We start from the raw sequence: 20,068 nt of genomic DNA, 5'->3' as shown, positions 1-20,068 counted from the left end.
TGCTCTTAAAATTCCAATAAAATTGTGAATTAATCCTGAGTGAATTTTATATAAATTTATTATACATTTTTTCTTATAAATAAAATTTTTATGAGATTTTAAATGCAACTGGCAAGATATCTAAATAAATTGTTTCAGAAAGATGGCTTTCTTTTAATTGATGCTAATTCAAATAAATATATTATTGGCACACCAAAAAACAATAAGCCAATCACAGTTAAAATATTAGATAAGAAACTCCATTATAAATTATTTTTTAGGCCAGATTTATATTTTGGAGAAGCTTATTCTAATGGAGATATACAAATTGAAAACGGAAGTTTAACTGATTTCTTAGATATAGCGCTTATGAATATAGGAAGAGGTGAATTAAATTTTTTTAGTATGTTGATAAATAAGCTTTATGGGTCTTATAGATATTTAACAAACTTTAACTTTATAAAAAAATCAAAAATGAATGTGGCACATCATTATGATCTCTCAGATGATTTATACAGTTTATTTTTAGATCCTAAAAAACAATACTCGTGTGGGTATTTTATAAATGAAAATGATACTTTAGAAGATGCTCAAAATAATAAAATACAACACATAATAAAAAAACTTAATATAAAGCCAAATCAAAAAGTTCTTGATATAGGTTGTGGCTGGGGATCTTTAGCTATTGATATTGCAAAAAGTAATAATTGTGAAGTTACAGGGATTACTCTATCTGAAAATCAGTTTAACTACTGTGTTAAAAAAGCCAAAAAGCTTAATTTAGAAAATCAAGTTACCTTTAAGCTAATAGATTACCGTCAGTTAGACGAAAAGTTTGATAGAATTGTAAGTGTTGGAATGTTTGAACATGTGGGTAGGAAATTTTATAAAAATTTTTTTAAGAAAATTGATAATTTGCTTAAAGATGATGGTGTTTCACTAGTTCACACTATTGGCTCAGTTAATCCTCCTAGAGACCCACACCCCTGGATAACTAAGTATATTTTTCCAGGTGGTTATACGCCTAGTCTCAGTGAGGTGGTAACACCTGTTGAGAAAGCTGGATTAATAGTATCTGACATAGAGGTACTTAAATTACATTATTCTCACACTCTAAGGCACTGGAAAGAAAATTGTATTAAAAATAAAATTCAAATAATTAATATGTTTGATGAAAAATTTTTTAGGATGTGGGAATTTTATTTAGCTAGCTGTGAAAGTGCTTTTAAGTGGGGAGACCAAGTTGTTTATCAGTTCCAACTAACAAAGAACTATATGTCAACTCCGAATACTAGAGATTATATTTATAAGTAATAAATTATTTTTTAAAATTAATTCCTTTATCCTCAAGGACTTTTTTGAGTTCACCATTTTCATACATTTCCTTAACGATGTCACAGCCACCAACAAATTCACCTTTAATATAAACTTGTGGAATAGTAGGCCAGTCACTAAATTCTTTTATACCTTCTCTTAAAGACTGAGATTCAAGAACATTTATTCCTTTGTAATTCACTTCTAAAATTTTTAACATATTTGACACAGCCATAGAAAATCCACATTGAGGAGCATCTGGCGTTCCTTTCATAAATAAACATACTTCGTTGGTTTCTATATGACCTTGAATTAAATTTTTTGTACTATCGTCCATTATTGTTCCTTTGTTTTAATTGCTAATGCATGAAGTTCGTTGCCCATTTTCCCTTTTAAAGAATTGTACACCATTTTGTGTTGTTCAATTTTACTTTTTCCTGAAAACTCTTTAGAGGTTATTGTCGCTGAGTAGTGATTACTATCTCCTGCAAGATCTTGAATTTCTATTATAGCATCTGGTAAAGCTTCTTTAATGAGTGTTTCAACTTCTTTTATATCCATTGCCATTTTAATTTTCCATGTAGTTCGTTAGCCAATTTGTATGTGATTTAATCAAATCGTCAATTGATACTTTTGTCTTATCGTCAATTATTAAACCATCTTCATTAACTAACCCAAGTTCATCAAAATGTACGGAGTTTTCTTGAAGTATTTTAGTAGCATTTTCTAGATCATCTTTACTAATTTCAATAATGTATCTTCCCTGATCTTCACCAAATAAGTATTCAAATTGATTAATTAAGTAATTAGACTTTTTAAGAGTTGCACCTTTTTTACCTTTAATACACATTTTAGAAAGAGCAGTAATTATTCCACCTAAAGAAACATCGTGAGCAGATTTTATAAATTTTTTATTAATAAGCTTTAAAATTGTTTCACCATTATTTTTTTCATTAAAAAGATTAATTTCAGGAGGAGGTCCATTTTTTTCATTTAAAATATCTCTTGCAAATAAACTTTGATCCAAGTGACCTTCAGTTTTACCAATAACTAAAAGTATATTATCAGCTTCTTTTAAATCCATTGTAACCATGTTTTGGTAATCTTTAATTAAACCAACCCCCCCAATTGCTGGTGTAGGTTTAATCCCAATATCTTTAGTTTGGTTGTAAAATGAAACGTTTCCAGAAACTACTGGAAACTCTAAGTAAGCACTCGCTTCACCTAAACCTTGAACACACTCAACAAACTCACCCATATTTTCTTCATTTTCAGGACTACCAAAATTTAAGCAATTAGTAATAGCAATTGGTTTAGCACCAACTGAAATTAAGTTCCTCCAACTTTCACAAACAATTTGCTTTCCCCCACTTAAAGGGTGAGCCCAACAATATACAGCAGATGAATCTACAGATGCTGCAACAGCTTTATTGGTACCATGAACTCTAACAACACCAGCATCTCCGCCAGGTTTTTGAATAGTATCACCCATAACGGTATGATCGTATTGTTGCCAAATCCACTCTTTGCTACAAACATTTGGATTAGATAATATTTTATTTAAAACATTTTTTACTTTTAAGGTTTTAAATTGTTCTTTATCAACTTTAATTCTTTTAGGTAATTTAGCTTTTTTCCATTTTCGATCATACATAGGTGAGTTTTCAACCAATGTGTTAACAGGAATATCTGCTACTTTTTCTTCATTAAAATAAAGTTCAATTTTTTTACTTTTTGTTGTTTGACCAATTACAGCAAAATCTAAATTCCATTTATCGAATATTTTTTTAGCCATTTCTTCTTTGCCATTTTCTAAAACAATAAGCATTCGCTCTTGGCTTTCAGATAGCATAATTTCATAAGGGGACATGTTTGCCTCTCTACAAGGAACTTTACTTAAATTGATCTCAATTCCTAAATTTCCTTTTGAAGCCATTTCAATACTTGAAGAAGTTAATCCTGCAGCACCCATATCCTGAATAGCAATAATCGAATCTCCTGCCATTAATTCTAAACAAGCTTCTAATAAAAGTTTTTCTGTAAAAGGATCTCCAACTTGAACAGTTGGTTTTTTTTCTTCAATTTTATCATCAAATGAAGCTGATGCCATGCTTGCACCATGAATTCCATCTCGACCTGTTTTTGAACCAACATAGATCACAGGTTTCCCTAAACCTGCAGCTTTTGAATAAAAAATTTTATCTTTTTTTACATGACCTAGGGTCATAGCATTTACTAAAATATTACCATTATAAGATTCGTCAAAACTAGTTTGACCAGCAATTGTTGGAACCCCCATACAATTACCATATCCACCTATACCGTGAACAACTCCACGTAATAAATTCTTAGTTTTTTTATGCTGAGGTGAGCCAAAATGAATTGAGTTTAAATTAGCTATTGGTCTTGCTCCCATTGTAAAGACATCTCTCATAATTCCACCAACACCCGTTGCGGCACCTTGATAAGGTTCAATAAATGAAGGGTGATTATGACTTTCAATTTTAAATACTATTGCATCATCATCACCAATATCAATAACACCAGCATTTTCGCCAGGACCTTGAATTACGTTTTTTCCTTTAGTAGGCAAGTTTTTAAGATGAAATCTTGAAGATTTATAAGAACAATGCTCATTCCACATTGCTGAGAAAATACCAAGCTCAGTAATATTGGGAACTCTTTTTAACAAATCACAGATTTTTTTATATTCATCTTTTTTTAAACCATGATCAATTGCAAGCTGTTCGTTAACTATCATTATTTTAAATTATTAATTAAGTTTTGAAAAAAAATTGAACCATCTTCACCTGAAAGAGCAGGGTCTATCATTCTTTCTGGATGAGGCATCATTCCTAAAACATTTTTTTGTTTATTAAACACACCAGCTATATTTTGTAATGAACCATTTGGATTAGATTGTTCATTAACATTTCCGTTTTCATCTGAATAAAATAAAGCTATTTGGTTATTGTCATTAATTTCTTTAATTTGATCATTAGAGCAAAAGTAATTTCCCTCATTATGAGCTATATGAAACTCGTAGATGTTTTTTTTATCATCTTTAAAATAAGAGTTATCTTTATTGTTAGCTTTAACAAAAACATTTTTGCAAATAAATTCTAAATATTTATTTCTAAGCAGCACACCAGGCAGTAATCCAGATTCAACTAAAATTTGAAACCCATTACAAACTCCCATAACTTTACCACCCCCTTGAGCAAAGTTTAGAACCGATTTCATAATTTTTGATTTTGATGCCATACTTCCACATCTAAGGTAATCCCCGTATGAAAAACCACCTGGTAAAACTACTAAGTCACTTTTTGGTAGTTCAACATCATCATGCCAAACCATTTTATTTTTAAAGCCAAATTTTTTTAAAGCAACATCCATATCTCTGTCACAATTGGATCCTGGAAAGGTTATTACGGATGAATGCATTTTTTATTATTGTGATCCAATAATTTTAAAGTCTTCTATCACTAAGTTTGCTAAAAGTTTCTTACACATTTCTTCAACTTTTTTTTCAGCTTTTTTCTTATCGTCTTCTTTAGTGTCAATTTCAAAATATTTTCCTTGTCTTACTTCATTAATCCCTTCAAATCCCATACCGTCCAGGGTTTGATGGATAACTTTACCTTGAGGATCTAAAACATCTTTTTTAAGAGTTATAATTACAGATATTTTCATATTATTTTCTTTTTTTAACTGATCTTAACTTTGTAACATTAACAGCACTTAAATTTGATTGCTCATGCAATATACCAAGTCTTTTTGCAACTTCAGTATATGCAGGTATTAAATCACCCAAATTTTTACGAAATCTATCTTTATCTAGTTTTTTATCAGTAATACTGTCCCATAATCTGCAAGTGTCAGGACTAATCTCATCAGCCAGAATAACCTCATTTTTCCCATTTTCTTTAAGTCTTCCAAATTCAAGTTTGAAATCAATTAGTTTAATCCCAACTCCTCTAAACATTCCAATCATAAAATCATTAATTCTAAGAATCATTTTTTTAACTTTTTCTAATTCAGATTTTGTAGCCCAATCAAAAGCTAAAATATGTTCTTCAGCAATAAGTGGATCACCCAATTTATCATCTTTAAGGCAATACTCTAATAGTGGCTGTTTTAGAACTGTTCCATCTTCGATACCTAATCTTTTAGTAATAGAGCCCGTTGCAACATTACGAACAATAAATTCAATAGGTATAATCTCAACTAATTTGATAATTTGTTCTCTCATATTTAGTCTTTTTACTAAATGATTTTTAATCCCAATTTGAGTTAGGTTTGATAAAATATGTTCTGAAATTCTATTGTTTAAAACACCTTTGCCTTCAATTGTTGATTTTTTCAAATTATTAAAAGCAGTTGCATCATCTTTGAAATATTGAATAACCAAATTTTTATCAGATGTTGCGTAAATTATTTTAGCTTTACCTTCATATAATTTTTTACCTTTTTTCATTATTTGAATACTCTTCTAAAAATTAAATCTACGTTTTTAAAATGCGATGAATAATTGAATATAGCCCTTAATCTTTTTGATGAAATTTTAGCCATTATGAATTTATCATCTGATATAACATCAAATAAATTTAAGTTTTCTGCAAAACATTTTTTTGCATAATTTTGAACCATTTTGTAAGATTGTTCTCTACTTAAACCTGATTTTGTTAGCTCTAACATTACTTCTTGTGAAAAAATTAAACCTTTAGTTATATTTAAATTTTCAATCATTTTTTTTGGATAGACAATCATTTTATCTAAAATATTACTTAGTCTTGTTAAAGCAAAATCTAAGGTAATATTTGCGTCTGGACCAATATTTCTTTCAACACTTGAGTGAGAAATATCTCTTTCATGCCATAGTGCAATATTTTCAAGAGCTGGGATTACAGCACTTCGAACCATTCTAGCAAGACCTGTTAAATTTTCACTTAGGATTGGATTTTTTTTATGAGGCATTGCAGATGAACCTTTTTGATCTTTTGAAAAAAACTCTTGAACTTCATAAACTTCAGTTCTCTGTAAATGTCTAATCTCAATTGCAACTCTTTCAACTGATCCTGCAATAATTCCAAGAATTGAAAAATAAAAAGCGTGCCTATCTCTTGGTATTACTTGAGTTGATATAGGCTCAACTTTTAATCCAAGTTTTTTTGCTACATGTTTTTCAACATTAGGATTAATATTTGCAAATGTGCCAACAGCACCAGAAATTGCGCATGTTGAAATTTCATCAATTGCATCAACTAATCTTTTTCTATTTCTCTTAAACTCTTCATAAAATGAAGCTAATTTTAAACCAAATGTTATAGGTTCAGCGTGAATTCCATGACTTCTGCCCATGCAAGGAGTGTATTTATATTTTTTGGCTTGTTTCTTTAAAACTTTTAGAATTTGATCGATATCACTGAGTAAAATTTTACCAGATTGAACTAATTGAATATTTAAACTGGTATCTAAAACATCAGAAGAGGTCATACCTTGGTGAAGGTATCTTGCTTTAATCCCTGCTTTTTCAGTAACAGATGTTAAAAATGCTATAACATCGTGCTTAACTTTACTCTCAATTTGATGAATTCTTTTAACGTTTATTTTAGCTTTTTTTCTAACAATTGATGAAACACCTTTTGGAATTTGACCTAATTTTTCCATGGCTTCTGCTGCTGCAACCTCTACATCGAGCCAAATTTGGTATTTGTTTTGTTCTGACCATATGTCAGTTAGTTGTTTTCTAGAATATCGTTCAATCATTAATTATAAGTAAGGGGGCTTAGAATAACCTTTAACAGATTCTGTAAAGATTTCATAACCATTTTCAGTAATACCTAGCGTATGCTCAAATTGTGCTGATAAAGATTTGTCTTTTGTAACTGCTGTCCAGCCATCTTTTAGCATCTTCACATCCCATTCACCGATATTTATCATAGGCTCAATTGTAAAAGTCATTCCAGGTCTAAGTTCCATCCCTGTATTTCTTCTTCCATAATGTAAAATATTAGGTGGTTCGTGGAATGTTGTGCTTATTCCATGACCACAAAAATCTCTAACAACTGAGTAGCCTTTTTTTTCAATAAAAGATTGTATTTCATATCCAATGTCACCTAATTTTAATCCTGGCTTTAATAAATTAATTGCTCTCATCATCGACTCGTATGTAGCATCAATTAAGTTATTAACTTTAACAGGAGTTTTTCCAATACAAAACATTCGACTTGTATCACCATAATGTTCATCAACTATAGCGGTTACATCAACATTTAAAGCATCACCTTCAACTAAAACTCTATCAGAAGGTATACCGTGACAAACAACATGATTTAAAGAAGTGCATAATGATTTTTTAAAACCTCTATAAAAAAGTGGAGCTGAGTAACCACCATTGTCCCTAATAAATTCATATCCTAATTTATCTACAAACTCTGTGGTTACACCTGGCTTAATATTATCTGTAAGCATATCAAGAGTTCTTGCTGCAAGATTTCCAGCAACTCTCATCTTTTCAAATTTTTCTAAATAATCTGGCATTAATAATTTTAATTTTTTTATCTATTTTAATTTCTTTTGAATTTATTTTACATTGATAAGCCAAAAAGTTAACTCCAGCTTTTTTTGCAAGTAAATAATTTTCATAATATTCTTTATCAATGTCTTTTGCTATTTTAAAATTATCCACACCCTCTATTTGGACTAAAAATAATAGATAGGATTTATAGCCCTTTTTAACCGCCTCTATAAGTGTTTTTAAATGCTTTGACCCTCTAGTGGTAACGGCATCTGGAAATTCTGCAGTTTTTTCTTCTCTGAATAAAGTAACATTTTTAACTTCTACAAATATTTTTTGTTTATTTTTTTCAACTAAAAAATCAAACCGTGTTTCTTTATCAAAAAATACCTCAGCCCTGATACTGTCATTGTTTGCAACTTCTTTAACTAGATTATTTACTAAACCATGGAAGGCAATTTTATTTGCAAAATGAGTATTAACACCAACTAAATTTTTTTTAACTTTAATTATTTCAAGGGTATATTTTAACTTTCTTTTTGGGTCATCATTTTTAGATACATAAACCATATTTCCTTCATCTAATAAGCCCTTCATAGATCCAGTATTAGGGCAATGTGCCGTAACAATTTCCTTGCCAATTTTAACGTCTGCAAAAAACCTCTTATAACGTTTGATCAGTTTGCCTTTTATTAAAGCTTTGGTAAATTCCATATTTAAATTGTATATTTAATAATGACCCAAAATACAAAATTTAATGCAGCAATACTTATTATTGGTAATGAGATTCTATCTGGAAGAACGCAAGACACTAATACCAGCACAATTGCACAATGGTTAAACTCAATTGGTGTAAAAGTTAACGAGGTTAGGGTAATTCCAGATATAGAGAATACAATTATTGAGACCGTCAATCATTTAAGAAAGGTTAATAATTATGTATTTACAACTGGTGGTATAGGACCAACTCATGATGATATTACTGCTCAGTCTATTTCTAAAGCATTTAATCTTGAGTATGAAATTCACAAAGAAGCTTTTAAAATATTAGAAGCTTACTACAAAGTAGGTGAATTTAATGAAGGTCGACAAAAAATGGTATGGATGCCACGTAATGCTAATTTAATATTAAATCCAACAAGTGGTGCTCCAGGATTTAATATAGAAAACGTTTTTTGCTTACCAGGAGTTCCTTCAATTTTAAAATCAATGTTGGGTGGATTAAAAAACAAGATAGTAGGGGGAGACCCAATATTAAGCCATACAATAAGTTTAAAAACTGTTGAAAGTGAAATTGCAAACTCTTTAACCAATGTTCAAGATAACAATAAAGATGTTGAAATTGGAAGTTACCCATTTTTTCATGCAGGAAAATTAGGCGTATCAATAGTAATAAGATCTGAAGACCAACTTAAAATTGATAAGTGTAGTTCTGAAGTATTAGAGTTTGTTAATCAAAAAAAAATAGAAGTAGTTGTTAGATAGTTTAATGCTTTATTTTGCTTACGGAAGTAATCTTAATCATTTTCAAATGAAAAGAAGATGCAAGGACAGTGTCTTTTTAAAAAAAATTAATTTAACTAATTTTAAACTAACCTTTAGAAGCAAATATAGAGCTGCGGATATAGAACCTAAAAAAAACTCAATTGTTCCTGGTGCTTTATTTGAAATATCTAAAAGTGATGAAAAAAAATTAGATGTTTATGAAGATTATCCAGTTCTATATAAAAAATATTATTTTACTTATTATGGTAAAAAAGTAATGACCTATACCATGACTAAAAAAACTTTATTTGCATATCCAACAGAACGATATTTAAATGTTGTAAAGAGAGGTTATAAAGATTGTAATTTAGATAATCGTATTCTTAAAAAAGCATTAAAAGCTTAATTAAAATATTGATATGATTTGTTAACAAAAAGAAGTTGAGTTATAAATAAAAACAGTTAAACAAATGAAAATAGTACATGCCCTCGTGGTGAAATTGGTAGACACAACGGACTTAAAATCCGTGCCTTTTTGGAGTGCCAGTTCGAGTCTGGCCGAGGGCACCACTAAATGAGAGATAAAGTATATTTAGTATTTGATAAAACCAAAGTCTCCCTTAAGATAAAATCAATTCTTATTAAAAAAGTTAACATTACATCTTTAAGAAAATCCAACATAATAATTGTTCTAGGAGGAGATGGTTTCATGCTTCAAACTTTAAAAAAATTACATAAATATAAAAAACCTTTCTATGGAATTAATTCTGGAAACTATGGTTTTTTGATGAATAAGTTTTCTAATGAAAACTTTATTAAAAATTTGAATATCTCTAATAGTGTTAAAATTTATCCTCTACAAATGACTGTGACTAATAAAAAAAATCAAACAAAAAAATCAATAGCTATCAATGAGGTGTCAATATTAAGACAAAGTAAGCAAGCATCATCAATTTCGATTACTGCTAATAATAAAAATATTATTAAAAATCTAATCTCTGATGGCGTTTTAGTTTCAACACCTGCAGGTAGTACGGCTTATAATTTATCAGCACATGGACCAATTCTAAATTTAGATTCAAGAAAGCTAGCAGTAACTCCGATTAGTCCTTTTAGACCTAGAAGATGGAAGGGTACAATTATTAGTGATAAATCTAAAATTTTAATAAAAAATTTAGATACAAATAAAAGACCTATCAGCGCTGTTGCAGATAATTTTGAGGTTAGAAATGCAAAAACAATTAAAATTCAAGCCAATAAAAAAATTAGCTTTGAATTATTATATGATAAAAATAACAGTCTTCACAAAAAAATAAAGATTGAACAAACGCGTAAAGAAACTTCAAATAATTAAGTGATGGTGCCCCCGCACGGAGTCGAACCGCGGACCTATTGATTACAAATCAATTGCTCTACCAGCTGAGCTACAAGGGCATAAACGATTTCTATTAAGAAATCTTAGACTAATCAAGAATTTTTTTTCAAATAACTTAAATGATGAAACACAATCGCTGCACTATTTGAGATATTTAAGCTTTCTACATCCTTATTTATGTCAATCTTCACAAAAAAATCTGTGTACTTTCCAGTATGCTCTCTCATACCAAAACCTTCAGATCCAAACAAAAGAACATTCTTTCCTTCCCATTTGATATCTGTAAAGTCCTTTTCTCCTCTTGCATCAAACCCATATACCCAAAAATTCTTTTCTCTTAAATTTTTAAGTGTTGAATTTATGTTTGATACTTCAAAAATATTAATATGCTCCATGCATCCGCTTGCAGCTTTATACATAAGCTTACTGTCAGACGGAAATTGTCTTTCTTTAACTATTAATCCATCTATATGAAATGAAGAAGCACTTCTAATTAACGATCCAATATTTCTAGGATCCGTCACTTCATCAATGCAAACAAATGTTAATTTATTTTTTCCTTTTATAAATTCTTTTAAGTCGGGTTGATCGATATGCTCAACTTCTGCAATGTAACCACCATGCATAATTTGATCTTTAGAGGTGTACTTATCTAATTCTTTTTTTGATTTAAAATAGACTTTAACGTCTTCAAGGACATTTTTCTTCGGGTTCTTTCTATGAATATTTTTTTTACTTTCTTCTGTTAAAAAAACTTTTAAAACCTTTCTTTTGGGGTTTCTTAAAGCCTCAATTACAGCATGTTGACCAACGATTAAAAAAGATGATTTATTCATAAAATTATCTTTGTTTTATACGTATTTTCCTCCATTTTCACAGTAAATCTCGTGTTGCAATTGCATAATAAAAATATATAAAACGCATGTTGTTTGAAGCTTTATTGAGCAAGGGGACACTTCCCCAAAAAGGAGGGGTTCCAGAGCGGTCAAATGGGGCGGGCTGTAAACCCGTTGACTTCGGTCTTCGAAAGTTCGAATCTTTCCCCCTCCACCAATCAATAAAATTTTTTATAACAATGGAGTGTTATTCTTGATGTTGTGCGGGTGTAGTTCAATGGTAGAACGCTAGCCTTCCAAGCTGGATGTAAGAGTTCGATTCTCTTTACCCGCTCCAAGAAAAAAAGAAATTATTAATAAAACTAAAACTGAGGTAAAAACGTAATGTCAAAAGAAAAGTTCGTAAGAAATAAACCACACTGTAACATCGGTACAATTGGTCATGTCGACCATGGTAAGACAACATTAACAGCTGCTATCACAATTACATTAGCAGAACTTGGTGGAGGAAAAGCTGTTGCTTACGATCAGATTGATAAAGCCCCTGAAGAAAAAGAAAGAGGGATTACAATTTCAACTGCTCACGTTGAATATGAAACTGAAAAAAGACACTACGCACACGTTGATTGCCCAGGTCACGCTGACTATGTAAAAAACATGATTACCGGTGCAGCTCAAATGGATGGAGCTATCTTAGTGGTTAATGCTGCTGATGGTCCTATGCCTCAAACTAGAGAACACATTCTTTTAGGAAGACAAGTTGGTATTCCTGCAATTGTTGTTTACTTAAATAAAGTAGATCAAGTTGATGATAAAGATATGATTGAACTTGTTGAAGAAGAAATTAGAGAACTTTTAACTTCATACAAATATCCAGGTGATAAAACTCCTATCGTTAAAGGATCTGCATTAGCTGCTGTTGAAGGTAGAGATGAAGAAATTGGAAAAAATTCTATTATAGAATTAATGAAAGCTGTTGATGAATTTATTCCTCAACCAACTAGAGATATTGACAAGCCTTTCCTAATGCCTGTTGAGGATGTTTTCTCAATTTCAGGTAGAGGAACTGTTGCAACTGGAAGAATTGAATCTGGTGTTATTAAAACAGGTGAAGAAGTTGAAATCGTAGGAGTTACTGCAACTAAAAAATCAGTTTGTACTGGTGTTGAAATGTTCAGAAAACTTTTAGATTCAGGTGAAGCAGGTGATAACGTTGGTATTCTATTAAGAGGTGTTGAGCGAGATGACATTCAAAGAGGACAAGTTCTTTGTAAACCCGCTTCAATTACACCACACACTAAATTTGAAGCTCAGGCTTATGTACTTAAAAAAGATGAGGGTGGAAGACACACTCCATTCTTTACTAAATACAGACCTCAGTTTTACTTTAGAACAACTGATGTAACTGGAGAAGTTACATTACCAGCTGGAACTGAAATGGTTATGCCTGGTGATGACGCTAAATTCACTGTTACATTAATTACTCCAATTGCGATGAGCGAAAAATTAAACTTTGCTATTCGTGAAGGTGGTAGAACAGTTGGAGCTGGAGTAGTAACTAAAATTATAGAGTAAACTCTATAGGAGTGTAGCTCAATTGGTAGAGTGCCGGTCTCCAAAACCGGAGGTTGAGGGTTCGATTCCCTCCGCTCCTGCCAATAAGCTAAACAATATATTATGAAAAACCCGATAAAATTTATCCAAGAAGTTAAACAAGAAGCCTTTAAAGTTTCTTGGCCTACCGGAAAAGAGACAATGCAAGGTGCATTAATGGTATTTGCTATGGCAGTTATTATGTCTCTTTTCTTTTTGCTTCTTGATCAAGTACTTAAATTTTTATTGGAAGCTTTACTAAAGGTAAGTATTTAATGAAAAATTGGTATATTGTTCAATCACACTCAAATTTTGAGAATAAAGTTGCTGGATTAATTAAGGAAGAAGCTGAAAAAGCAAAAATTTCTGACAAAATTGAAGAAATTGTTGTTCCAACACACGATGTAACAGAAGTAAAAAGAGGAAAGAGAATTCAGAGAAAAAAGAAATACTTTCCTGGTTATGTTTTGATTAAAAGTGAAATGGATAATGATCTTTATCATTTAATTAAAAACTTAAAGCGTGTGAGTGGGTTTTTAGGTTCAAAGGGCATTCCTGTTCCTGTTTCAGATAAAGAAATAGAAAAGATTTTAGGACAAATAAAAGATGGTGTAGCTCAGCCAAAATCTGGTATAGAATACAGCATTGGTGAAAAAGTTCAGGTCGTTGACGGTCCTTTTGCATCATTCAGCGGTATGGTTGAAGATATAGATGAAGAGAAATCAAGACTTAAGGTTTCTGTTTCAATATTTGGAAGACCAACACCAGTTGATTTAGAATATAACCAAGTAGAGAAAGCAAGTTAATGGCAAAAGAAATTAGTGGATATATAAAGTTACAAATTATGGGTGGCCAAGCCAATCCAGCACCGCCAGTTGGTCCTGCGTTAGGTCAACGTGGAATTAATATAATGGAATTTTGTAAAGCTTTTAACGATAAAACAAAAGCATTTGCTGGAAAACCAATTCCAGTAGTTATCACAGTATATAAAGATAAAAAATTTGATTTTGAAATTAAATCACCGCCAGCATCACATTTTATTAAAGAAGCTGCTAAACTTAAAGGTGGATCTAAAGAGCCAGGCAGAAGTATTGCTGGATCAATTACAAAAAAACAAGCAGAAGAAATTGCAACCCAAAAGATGAAAGATCTTAATGCTCACGATCTTGAGCAAGCGGTAAAAATTATTGCAGGATCAGCAAGATCAATGGGGATAGAGGTTAAAGACTAATGCCATCAAAAAGATTTAAACAATTACCTGAAAAAACAAAAGATTTAACTGCTGATGTTATTGAAAATTTATTAGCGACTGTTAAAAAAAATTGTACTACAAAATTTGATGAATCAATTGACTTGAGCTTTCAAGTGAACAACAAACAAAAAAAAGGTGAAGTAAATATTAGAACTGTAGTTAACTTACCTGGTGGAACAGGTAAGAAAGTGAAAGTAGCTGTTGTTTGTGAGGATACAAAAGCCAAAGAAGCTAAAGATGCCGGAGCTGATATAGTTGGTAGCGATGAATTTATTGATAAAATTAAAGCTGGTGAACTTAATTTTGAAAAATTAATTTGTACACCAGGTATGATGGTTAAATTATCTAAGCTTGGAAAAGTTTTAGGTCCAAAAGGATTAATGCCTAACCCAAAATTAGGATCAGTTTCAGAGGACATTAAGCAAGCTGTAACAAATGCTAAATCAGGACAAGCAGAAATTAGAAATGATAAAGATGGGAATATTGGTGTAAGTATAGGTAAGAAATCTTTCCATGATGATCAATTACTTAAAAATTTTCATGCTATTTTAGATACTTTAGAAAAAGAAAAAGGAAACCTAACCTTAAAAGGTGACTTAATAAAAAATACTTTTATAACGTCAAGCATGGGTGTTTCGTATAAAATTAAATTAGGAAAAGTTATATAGTTATGATGAACAAGGAACAAAAAAAGAATTACATTAGTGAAATGGAAACACAGTTTCAGAATAATGAAGCTGTAATGGTAACTCACTACCAAGGCCTTACAATGTCTCAACTTGATGAACTTAGAGCGCAAATGAGAGAACATGGCATTAAGTTCACTATAACAAAAAATAGAATTACTAAAATTGCACTAGAAAAAACTAAGTGTAAGGAACTATCAAATTTATTTACAGGAGCTACTGCAGTCGCTTTTTCTAATGACGCGATAATATCAGCTAGAATTTTATCTAAATTTGCCAAAACAAACGAAAGTTTGAAACTTTTAGGTGGAATTATGGGTAATGAGGTATTAGACCAAGCTGCAGTTCAAAATGTAGCAAATTTACCAACCCTTGATGAAGCAAGAGCTAACCTTGTGGGAATTTTGGCTACACCAGCATCAAAATTAGTAAGTATTTTACTTGCACGATCCGAAAAAATGAGTAGTTTGAGCCCAGAAAATTCTTAAAAAACAACCTAAAGAGTAAAAAAAAATATGCCTGATCTAAACAAAATTATTGAAGACTTATCAAGTTTAACTGTTGTTGAAGCAGCTGAACTTTCAAAACAGCTTGAAGAAAAGTGGGGCGTTACAGCTATGGCTGCCGCAGCACCAGCAGCAGCAGCAGGTGGAGCAGCTGAAGAAGCAAAAGATGATTTTACAATCATGTTAATTTCCGCAGGTGATAAAAAGATTAATGTTATTAAAGAAGTTAGAGCAGCAACATCTTTAGGTCTTAAAGAGGCAAAAGATTTAGTTGAGGGTGCACCAAAAGAAGTTAAGTCTGGTGTAAACAAGAAAGACGCTGAAGAGATCAAGGCTAAGTTGGAAGCAGCTGGCGCAAAAGTAGAACTTAAATAAATTAATTAGAAAGATTTCATAACTGGTTAATTTATTAATCAGTGATTAGTATTAAATGCAATTATCTTTTACTCAAAAGAAAAATGTAAGAAAAAGCTTTGGAAAGCTTTCAGAAACTTTATCTATTCCAAATTTAATTGAAGTTCAAAAAAACTCATACAAACAACTTACTGATTTTGACAGTGAAGCTGGGGATTTATCAAAAGGATTTGATAGAGTTTTTAAAAGTATTTTTCCGATAGAAGATCTAAATGATAAAGCAACATTAGAATACGTTTCTTATAGACTTGAAAAACCAAAATTTGATACTGAAGAATGTATTCAAAGAGGATTATCTTTTACGTCAGCATTAAAATGTACTTTAAGATTGGTTGTTTACGAAATTGACCAAGAAAATAATACTAAAGATATTTTATCTGCCAAAGAGCAGGAAGTGTATATGGGTGAAGTACCCATGATGACTGATAGTGGAACTTTTATAACAAACGGTGTTCAAAGAGTTGTTGTAAACCAAATGCACAGAAGTCCGGGTGTTTTCTTTGATCATGATAAAGGCAAATCACATGCAAGTGGTAAATTATTATTTAATTGTAGAGTTATTCCTAACAGAGGATCTTGGTTAGATTTAGAATACGATGTTAAAGATTTTTTATATTTTAAGATTGATAGAAAGAAAAAAATATTTGCTTCAACTCTTTTGATGGCTTTAGGTTTAACTAAATCAGAAATTGCTGATGAGTTTTATGATAAAGACACTTATTCATTTGATGCAAAAACAGGAAAATGGAAAACAAAATTTAATCCTGAAAATTACAAAGCAAAAAATTTTTCTGAAGAAGTTACTGATGCTAAAACAGGAAATGTTGTAATTAAGCTTGGGGATAAAATTAATTTTTTAACTGCTAAAAAGTTAGCTTCAGATGGGCTTAAAGACATTCTTGTATCTCAAGAGTCTTTAATTGGAAAATATTTGCATAATGAAGTTAAAGTTAGTGATGATGAAGAAGAAGGTACTTTTGGAATAGGTACAGAGTTAAATGACACCATTATTAAGCAAATTTTAGAGGCTAACATTACCTCAATTGAAATTTCTATTACTAATTCTATTAATAAAGGACCTTATTTATTAACAACTATCTTAAATGATAAAAATAATTCAAAAAATGATGCAATTACTGAAATTTACAAGGTTTTAAGACCAGGTGAACCACCAACAGTTGAGATTGCTACACAGATATTTAATAACCTATTCTTTAGTTCAGATAGATATGACCTTTCTGATGTTGGTAGAGTTAAGATGAACTCGAGACTGAATCTTGAATGTTCAGATAAAATTACAATTTTAAGAAATGACGACATAATTGCTATTGTTCATAAAATGTTAGATTTAAGAGATGGCAAAGATGAAGTTGATGATATTGATCACTTAGGCAACAGAAGAGTAAGATCTGTTGGTGAACTTGTTGAAAACCAAGCGCGTATTGGTGTTTACAGAATGGAAAGAGCGATTAAAGAAAAAATGACAACTCTTGATATTGAATCAGCAATGCCACAAGATTTGATTAACGCAAAACCATTAACAGTTTCTCTTAAAGATTTTTTTGTAAGTTCACAACTTTCTCAATTTATGGATCAAACAAATCCATTATCAGAAATTACACACAAAAGAAGAGTTTCTGCTTTAGGACCAGGTGGGTTAACTAGAGAAAGAGCTGGGTTTGAAGTACGTGACGTTCATCCAACTCATTACGGAAGAATTTGTCCAATTGAAACACCTGAAGGACCGAACATTGGTTTGATTAATAGCTTATCTACTTATGCTAAAATTAATAAATATGGTTTCATTGAAAGTCCTTATAAAAAAGTTCTAAACGGTGTAGTTCAAGATAAAGTTGAATATCTTTCAGCGATGGAAGAAACAAAATATACAATTGCTCAAGCTAATGCAAAAATAGATAAATCTGGGAAAATTTTAGAAGAACTTGTTCCTTGTAGAGAAAATTTGAACTTCGTTTTGTCAAATCCAAGTAAAATTGATTATATTGATGTTTCACCTAAACAGTTAGTTTCTGTTGCAGCCTCTCTAATCCCTTTCTTAGAAAATGATGATGCGAACAGAGCTCTAATGGGATCTAACATGATGAGACAAGCGGTTCCTTTATTAAAACCAGAGTCTCCTTTAGTTGGTACTGGAATTGAAAGTGATGTTGCTCTTGATTCAGGTGTAACTATTGTTGCTAGTCGTGATGGTACAGTAGATAAAATTGATGGAAAAAGAATTGTAATCAAAGCAACTGAAGAAACAGATTTCACTAAATCAGGTGTGGATATTTATAACCTGCAAAAATTTAAAAGATCAAACCAAAATACATGTATTAACCAAAAACCACTTGTTAGAGTAGGTGATAAAGTTAAATCAGGAGATATTATTGCTGACGGTCCATCTACTAAACTAGGTGAGTTAGCACTCGGAAAAAATGTGACAGTAGCATTTATGCCTTGGCAAGGTTACAATTTTGAAGACTCTATTTTAATTTCAGAAAGATGTGTCACGGATGATGTATTTACATCAGTTCATATTGTTGAATATGAAGTTATGGCTAGAGATACAAAATTGGGTGAAGAAGAAATCACTAGAGATATTCCAAATGTAAATGAAGAAGCCCTAAAAAACCTAGATGAATCTGGAATTGTTTATATTGGAGCTGAAGTAAAAGCTGGCGATATATTAGTTGGTAAAGTTACACCTAAAGGAGATTCTGCATCTGGACCTGAGGAAAAATTATTAAGATCTATTTTTGGAGAAAAAGCAATCGATGTAACTGACACATCATTAAAAATGTCTCGAGGAAGCAGTGGAACGGTTGTTGATGTTAGAGTATTTAATAGACATGGGATAGAAAAAGATGAAAGATCTATTACAATTGAAAGAGCAGAAATTGATACTGTTCAACAAGACAAAATTGTAGAGGAAGAAATTCTAGAAAGAAGCATAAAACAAAGAGCTAATCAAATTTTATCAGGAGCTTCTTTAACTAAAAAAATAAAAGATTTAGACGAAGGTACCAAACTTGATCTTGAGACAATTAATAAAATTAATATTAACGATGTATTCAAAATAACAGTAGGCAATGTTAATGATGAAGCGAGTATTGCTCAATTAAAAGATCAATACAATCAAGCAAAACAAGATATTCAAGAAAGATTTGAAGATAAGGTTTTAAAAATTAGAAGTGGCGATGATTTATTACCAAGTGTTATGAAAATGGTGAAAGTTTTTGTTGCGATTAAAAGAAGATTAAGACCAGGTGATAAGATGTCGGGTAGACACGGAAACAAGGGTGTAGTCAGTAAAATTGTCCCTGTTGAAGATATGCCTTATAGGGAAGATGGAAGACCTGTTGACATTGTATTAAATCCACTTGGAGTTCCAAGTCGTATGAACGTAGGTCAAATTTTAGAAACTCACCTTGGTTGGGCTTGTAAAGAATTTGGGGAAGAAGTTAAAAGATTAGTTAATGAAAATAATAAAAAATTTGAAAAAACTGAAAAAATTTCATCATTCCTAAAATCTGTTTATGGTAAAGAAGTGTTTGATGGGGGAATTGACAAATTAAACAAAACTGAATTTTCAGATTTATGTGAAAACATACAAAATGGTATAGCTATTTCAACTCCAGTATTTGATGGAGCTAAAGAAAAAGATGTTTCTGAAATGCTTGAGTTAGCAAAATTACCTACTTCAGGTCAAACTAATTTATGGGATGGCAGAACAGGTGAAATGTTTGATAGACCTGTAACCGTTGGTATTATTTATATGCTTAAACTGCATCACTTGGTTGAGGATAAAATTCACGCAAGATCTACTGGTCCTTATAGTCTTGTTACACAGCAGCCATTGGGTGGTAAAGCACAACTTGGTGGACAAAGATTTGGTGAAATGGAAGTGTGGGCTCTTGAAGCGTATGGAGCTTCGTACACATTACAAGAAATTTTAACAGTTAAGTCAGATGACGTTGCTGGAAGAGTTAAAGTTTACGAAACGATTGTTAAAGGTGAAGAGAATTTTGAGTCTGGAATTCCAGAGTCATTCAACGTTCTAGTTAAAGAAATTAAATCATTAGCACTAAACATAGAGTTAAATTAA

General features: G+C 31.1%; 22 protein-coding genes and 5 tRNA genes. 16 read left to right on the top strand and 11 right to left on the bottom strand.

The annotated features are described in order from the left end of the window. The first annotated feature begins 102 nt into the window (after positions 1-102). Complete coding sequence (locus AC5SML_RS03980) at positions 103-1,293, top strand: class I SAM-dependent methyltransferase (RefSeq protein ID WP_018414186.1); 1,191 nt, start codon at positions 103-105, stop codon at positions 1,291-1,293. 4 nt (positions 1,294-1,297) lie between these two features. Here the strand turns inward: AC5SML_RS03980 and grxD are convergent, their stop codons facing one another. The 9 genes from grxD to sfsA are packed head-to-tail and all read right to left on the bottom strand — an operon-like array spanning position 1,298 to position 8,527. Then, positions 1,298-1,630 carry a Grx4 family monothiol glutaredoxin gene (gene grxD, locus AC5SML_RS03975; protein ID WP_006996785.1) on the bottom strand — a complete coding sequence of 111 codons (333 nt, stop codon included), beginning with the start codon at positions 1,628-1,630 and terminating at the stop codon, positions 1,298-1,300. Next, complete coding sequence (locus AC5SML_RS03970; RefSeq protein ID WP_006996786.1) at positions 1,630-1,860, bottom strand: BolA/IbaG family iron-sulfur metabolism protein; 231 nt, start codon at positions 1,858-1,860, stop codon at positions 1,630-1,632. The genes grxD and AC5SML_RS03970 overlap by 1 nt, the downstream gene beginning before the upstream one ends. A gap of 1 nt (position 1,861) precedes the next feature. Further along, positions 1,862-4,054: a phosphoribosylformylglycinamidine synthase subunit PurL gene (gene purL, locus AC5SML_RS03965; RefSeq protein WP_006996787.1), complete on the bottom strand. Its 2,193-nt coding sequence runs from the start codon at positions 4,052-4,054 to the stop codon at positions 1,862-1,864. After that, positions 4,054-4,737, bottom strand: a complete 684-nt coding sequence (gene purQ / locus AC5SML_RS03960) for a phosphoribosylformylglycinamidine synthase I (RefSeq protein ID WP_006996788.1) — start codon at positions 4,735-4,737, stop codon at positions 4,054-4,056. Before purQ ends, purL begins: the two co-directional genes overlap by 1 nt. A 6-nt stretch (positions 4,738-4,743) precedes the next feature. Continuing rightward, on the bottom strand, positions 4,744-4,986 hold the full coding sequence (gene purS / locus AC5SML_RS03955; RefSeq protein WP_006996789.1) for a phosphoribosylformylglycinamidine synthase subunit PurS: 243 nt from the start codon (positions 4,984-4,986) through the stop codon (positions 4,744-4,746). Between the two features lies 1 nt (position 4,987). Continuing rightward, positions 4,988-5,770, bottom strand: coding sequence for a phosphoribosylaminoimidazolesuccinocarboxamide synthase (purC, locus tag AC5SML_RS03950; RefSeq protein WP_494616873.1), 783 nt, complete (start codon positions 5,768-5,770; stop codon positions 4,988-4,990). Beyond that, entirely contained in the window at positions 5,770-7,062 is a 1,293-nt protein-coding gene (purB, locus tag AC5SML_RS03945; RefSeq protein WP_494616872.1) for an adenylosuccinate lyase, read from the bottom strand. Before purB ends, purC begins: the two co-directional genes overlap by 1 nt. Positions 7,063-7,065: 3 nt before the next feature. Beyond that, positions 7,066-7,836, bottom strand: a complete 771-nt coding sequence (gene map, locus AC5SML_RS03940) for a type I methionyl aminopeptidase (protein ID WP_006996792.1) — start codon at positions 7,834-7,836, stop codon at positions 7,066-7,068. Then, entirely contained in the window at positions 7,811-8,527 is a 717-nt protein-coding gene (sfsA, locus tag AC5SML_RS03935) for a DNA/RNA nuclease SfsA (protein ID WP_494616871.1), read from the bottom strand. Before sfsA ends, map begins: the two co-directional genes overlap by 26 nt. A gap of 21 nt (positions 8,528-8,548) precedes the next feature. Here sfsA and AC5SML_RS03930 point away from each other — a divergent pair, with 21 nt between their 5' ends. The 4 genes from AC5SML_RS03930 to AC5SML_RS03915 all read left to right on the top strand — a co-directional run bounded on the left by AC5SML_RS03930 (position 8,549) and on the right by AC5SML_RS03915 (position 10,652). Further along, complete coding sequence (locus tag AC5SML_RS03930; RefSeq protein WP_018414180.1) at positions 8,549-9,298, top strand: competence/damage-inducible protein A; 750 nt, start codon at positions 8,549-8,551, stop codon at positions 9,296-9,298. Between the two features lie 4 nt (positions 9,299-9,302). After that, positions 9,303-9,704 (top strand): gamma-glutamylcyclotransferase family protein, encoded by a 402-nt coding sequence (locus AC5SML_RS03925; protein WP_011282161.1) that lies wholly within the window; start codon positions 9,303-9,305, stop codon positions 9,702-9,704. A 79-nt stretch (positions 9,705-9,783) separates the two neighbouring features. After that, positions 9,784-9,868: transfer RNA gene (locus AC5SML_RS03920), tRNA-Leu, on the top strand. Between the two features lie 4 nt (positions 9,869-9,872). Continuing rightward, positions 9,873-10,652, top strand: coding sequence for an NAD kinase (locus AC5SML_RS03915; protein ID WP_006996796.1), 780 nt, complete (start codon positions 9,873-9,875; stop codon positions 10,650-10,652). 4 nt (positions 10,653-10,656) lie between these two features. On the opposite strand, the gene AC5SML_RS03910 is transcribed toward AC5SML_RS03915, so the two are convergent. Together AC5SML_RS03910 and rlmB are read right to left on the bottom strand one after the other, a co-directional pair. Then, a tRNA-Thr gene (locus tag AC5SML_RS03910) sits at positions 10,657-10,732 on the bottom strand. A 33-nt stretch (positions 10,733-10,765) separates the two neighbouring features. Beyond that, positions 10,766-11,509: a 23S rRNA (guanosine(2251)-2'-O)-methyltransferase RlmB gene (gene rlmB, locus AC5SML_RS03905; protein WP_018414179.1), complete on the bottom strand. Its 744-nt coding sequence runs from the start codon at positions 11,507-11,509 to the stop codon at positions 10,766-10,768. Between the two features lie 131 nt (positions 11,510-11,640). Between rlmB and AC5SML_RS03900 the strand changes: the two genes are divergently transcribed. From AC5SML_RS03900 to rpoB, 11 genes are all read left to right on the top strand, one after another. After that, positions 11,641-11,726: transfer RNA gene (locus AC5SML_RS03900), tRNA-Tyr, on the top strand. Between the two features lie 46 nt (positions 11,727-11,772). After that, positions 11,773-11,846, top strand: a tRNA-Gly gene (locus AC5SML_RS03895). Positions 11,847-11,893: 47 nt separating this feature from the next. Beyond that, entirely contained in the window at positions 11,894-13,084 is a 1,191-nt protein-coding gene (gene tuf / locus AC5SML_RS03890; RefSeq protein ID WP_006996798.1) for an elongation factor Tu, read from the top strand. A gap of 7 nt (positions 13,085-13,091) precedes the next feature. Then, positions 13,092-13,167 (top strand) — tRNA-Trp (locus AC5SML_RS03885). 19 nt (positions 13,168-13,186) lie between these two features. After that, positions 13,187-13,378: a preprotein translocase subunit SecE gene (gene secE, locus AC5SML_RS03880; RefSeq protein WP_006996799.1), complete on the top strand. Its 192-nt coding sequence runs from the start codon at positions 13,187-13,189 to the stop codon at positions 13,376-13,378. After that, positions 13,378-13,908, top strand: a complete 531-nt coding sequence (gene nusG / locus AC5SML_RS03875) for a transcription termination/antitermination protein NusG (protein WP_006996800.1) — start codon at positions 13,378-13,380, stop codon at positions 13,906-13,908. The genes secE and nusG overlap by 1 nt, the downstream gene beginning before the upstream one ends. After that, on the top strand, positions 13,908-14,333 hold the full coding sequence (gene rplK, locus AC5SML_RS03870) for a 50S ribosomal protein L11 (protein ID WP_006996801.1): 426 nt from the start codon (positions 13,908-13,910) through the stop codon (positions 14,331-14,333). The genes nusG and rplK overlap by 1 nt, the downstream gene beginning before the upstream one ends. Continuing rightward, positions 14,333-15,022 carry a 50S ribosomal protein L1 gene (gene rplA / locus AC5SML_RS03865; protein WP_006996802.1) on the top strand — a complete coding sequence of 230 codons (690 nt, stop codon included), beginning with the start codon at positions 14,333-14,335 and terminating at the stop codon, positions 15,020-15,022. The genes rplK and rplA overlap by 1 nt, the downstream gene beginning before the upstream one ends. 5 nt (positions 15,023-15,027) lie before the next feature. Next, positions 15,028-15,528: a 50S ribosomal protein L10 gene (rplJ, locus tag AC5SML_RS03860; protein ID WP_006996803.1), complete on the top strand. Its 501-nt coding sequence runs from the start codon at positions 15,028-15,030 to the stop codon at positions 15,526-15,528. Positions 15,529-15,555: 27 nt separating this feature from the next. Then, complete coding sequence (gene rplL, locus AC5SML_RS03855) at positions 15,556-15,921, top strand: 50S ribosomal protein L7/L12 (RefSeq protein WP_006996804.1); 366 nt, start codon at positions 15,556-15,558, stop codon at positions 15,919-15,921. A gap of 55 nt (positions 15,922-15,976) precedes the next feature. After that, positions 15,977-20,068: a DNA-directed RNA polymerase subunit beta gene (gene rpoB / locus AC5SML_RS03850; protein ID WP_006996805.1), complete on the top strand. Its 4,092-nt coding sequence runs from the start codon at positions 15,977-15,979 to the stop codon at positions 20,066-20,068.

The organism is Candidatus Pelagibacter sp. PS_17 (assembly GCF_059417945.1).
The sequence above is the reverse complement of the archived record's forward strand: the minus strand, read 5'-3'. Positions and strand labels throughout refer to the sequence as shown.

Bases quoted from the DNA above. Each gene is read 5' to 3' on its own strand.
- AC5SML_RS03980 (WP_018414186.1), top strand. From the start codon at position 103: ATGCAACTGGCAAGATATCTAAATAAATTGTTTCAGAAAGATGGCTTT.
- grxD (WP_006996785.1), bottom strand. From the start codon at position 1,630: ATGGACGATAGTACAAAAAATTTAATTCAAGGTCATATAGAAACCAAC.
- AC5SML_RS03970 (WP_006996786.1), bottom strand. From the start codon at position 1,860: ATGGCAATGGATATAAAAGAAGTTGAAACACTCATTAAAGAAGCTTTA.
- purL (WP_006996787.1), bottom strand. From the start codon at position 4,054: ATGATAGTTAACGAACAGCTTGCAATTGATCATGGTTTAAAAAAAGAT.
- purQ (WP_006996788.1), bottom strand. From the start codon at position 4,737: ATGCATTCATCCGTAATAACCTTTCCAGGATCCAATTGTGACAGAGAT.
- purS (WP_006996789.1), bottom strand. From the start codon at position 4,986: ATGAAAATATCTGTAATTATAACTCTTAAAAAAGATGTTTTAGATCCT.
- purC (WP_494616873.1), bottom strand. From the start codon at position 5,770: ATGAAAAAAGGTAAAAAATTATATGAAGGTAAAGCTAAAATAATTTAC.
- purB (WP_494616872.1), bottom strand. From the start codon at position 7,062: ATGATTGAACGATATTCTAGAAAACAACTAACTGACATATGGTCAGAA.
- map (WP_006996792.1), bottom strand. From the start codon at position 7,836: ATGCCAGATTATTTAGAAAAATTTGAAAAGATGAGAGTTGCTGGAAAT.
- sfsA (WP_494616871.1), bottom strand. From the start codon at position 8,527: ATGGAATTTACCAAAGCTTTAATAAAAGGCAAACTGATCAAACGTTAT.
- AC5SML_RS03930 (WP_018414180.1), top strand. From the start codon at position 8,549: ATGACCCAAAATACAAAATTTAATGCAGCAATACTTATTATTGGTAAT.
- AC5SML_RS03925 (WP_011282161.1), top strand. From the start codon at position 9,303: ATGCTTTATTTTGCTTACGGAAGTAATCTTAATCATTTTCAAATGAAA.
- AC5SML_RS03915 (WP_006996796.1), top strand. From the start codon at position 9,873: ATGAGAGATAAAGTATATTTAGTATTTGATAAAACCAAAGTCTCCCTT.
- rlmB (WP_018414179.1), bottom strand. From the start codon at position 11,509: ATGAATAAATCATCTTTTTTAATCGTTGGTCAACATGCTGTAATTGAG.
- tuf (WP_006996798.1), top strand. From the start codon at position 11,894: ATGTCAAAAGAAAAGTTCGTAAGAAATAAACCACACTGTAACATCGGT.
- secE (WP_006996799.1), top strand. From the start codon at position 13,187: ATGAAAAACCCGATAAAATTTATCCAAGAAGTTAAACAAGAAGCCTTT.
- nusG (WP_006996800.1), top strand. From the start codon at position 13,378: ATGAAAAATTGGTATATTGTTCAATCACACTCAAATTTTGAGAATAAA.
- rplK (WP_006996801.1), top strand. From the start codon at position 13,908: ATGGCAAAAGAAATTAGTGGATATATAAAGTTACAAATTATGGGTGGC.
- rplA (WP_006996802.1), top strand. From the start codon at position 14,333: ATGCCATCAAAAAGATTTAAACAATTACCTGAAAAAACAAAAGATTTA.
- rplJ (WP_006996803.1), top strand. From the start codon at position 15,028: ATGAACAAGGAACAAAAAAAGAATTACATTAGTGAAATGGAAACACAG.
- rplL (WP_006996804.1), top strand. From the start codon at position 15,556: ATGCCTGATCTAAACAAAATTATTGAAGACTTATCAAGTTTAACTGTT.
- rpoB (WP_006996805.1), top strand. From the start codon at position 15,977: ATGCAATTATCTTTTACTCAAAAGAAAAATGTAAGAAAAAGCTTTGGA.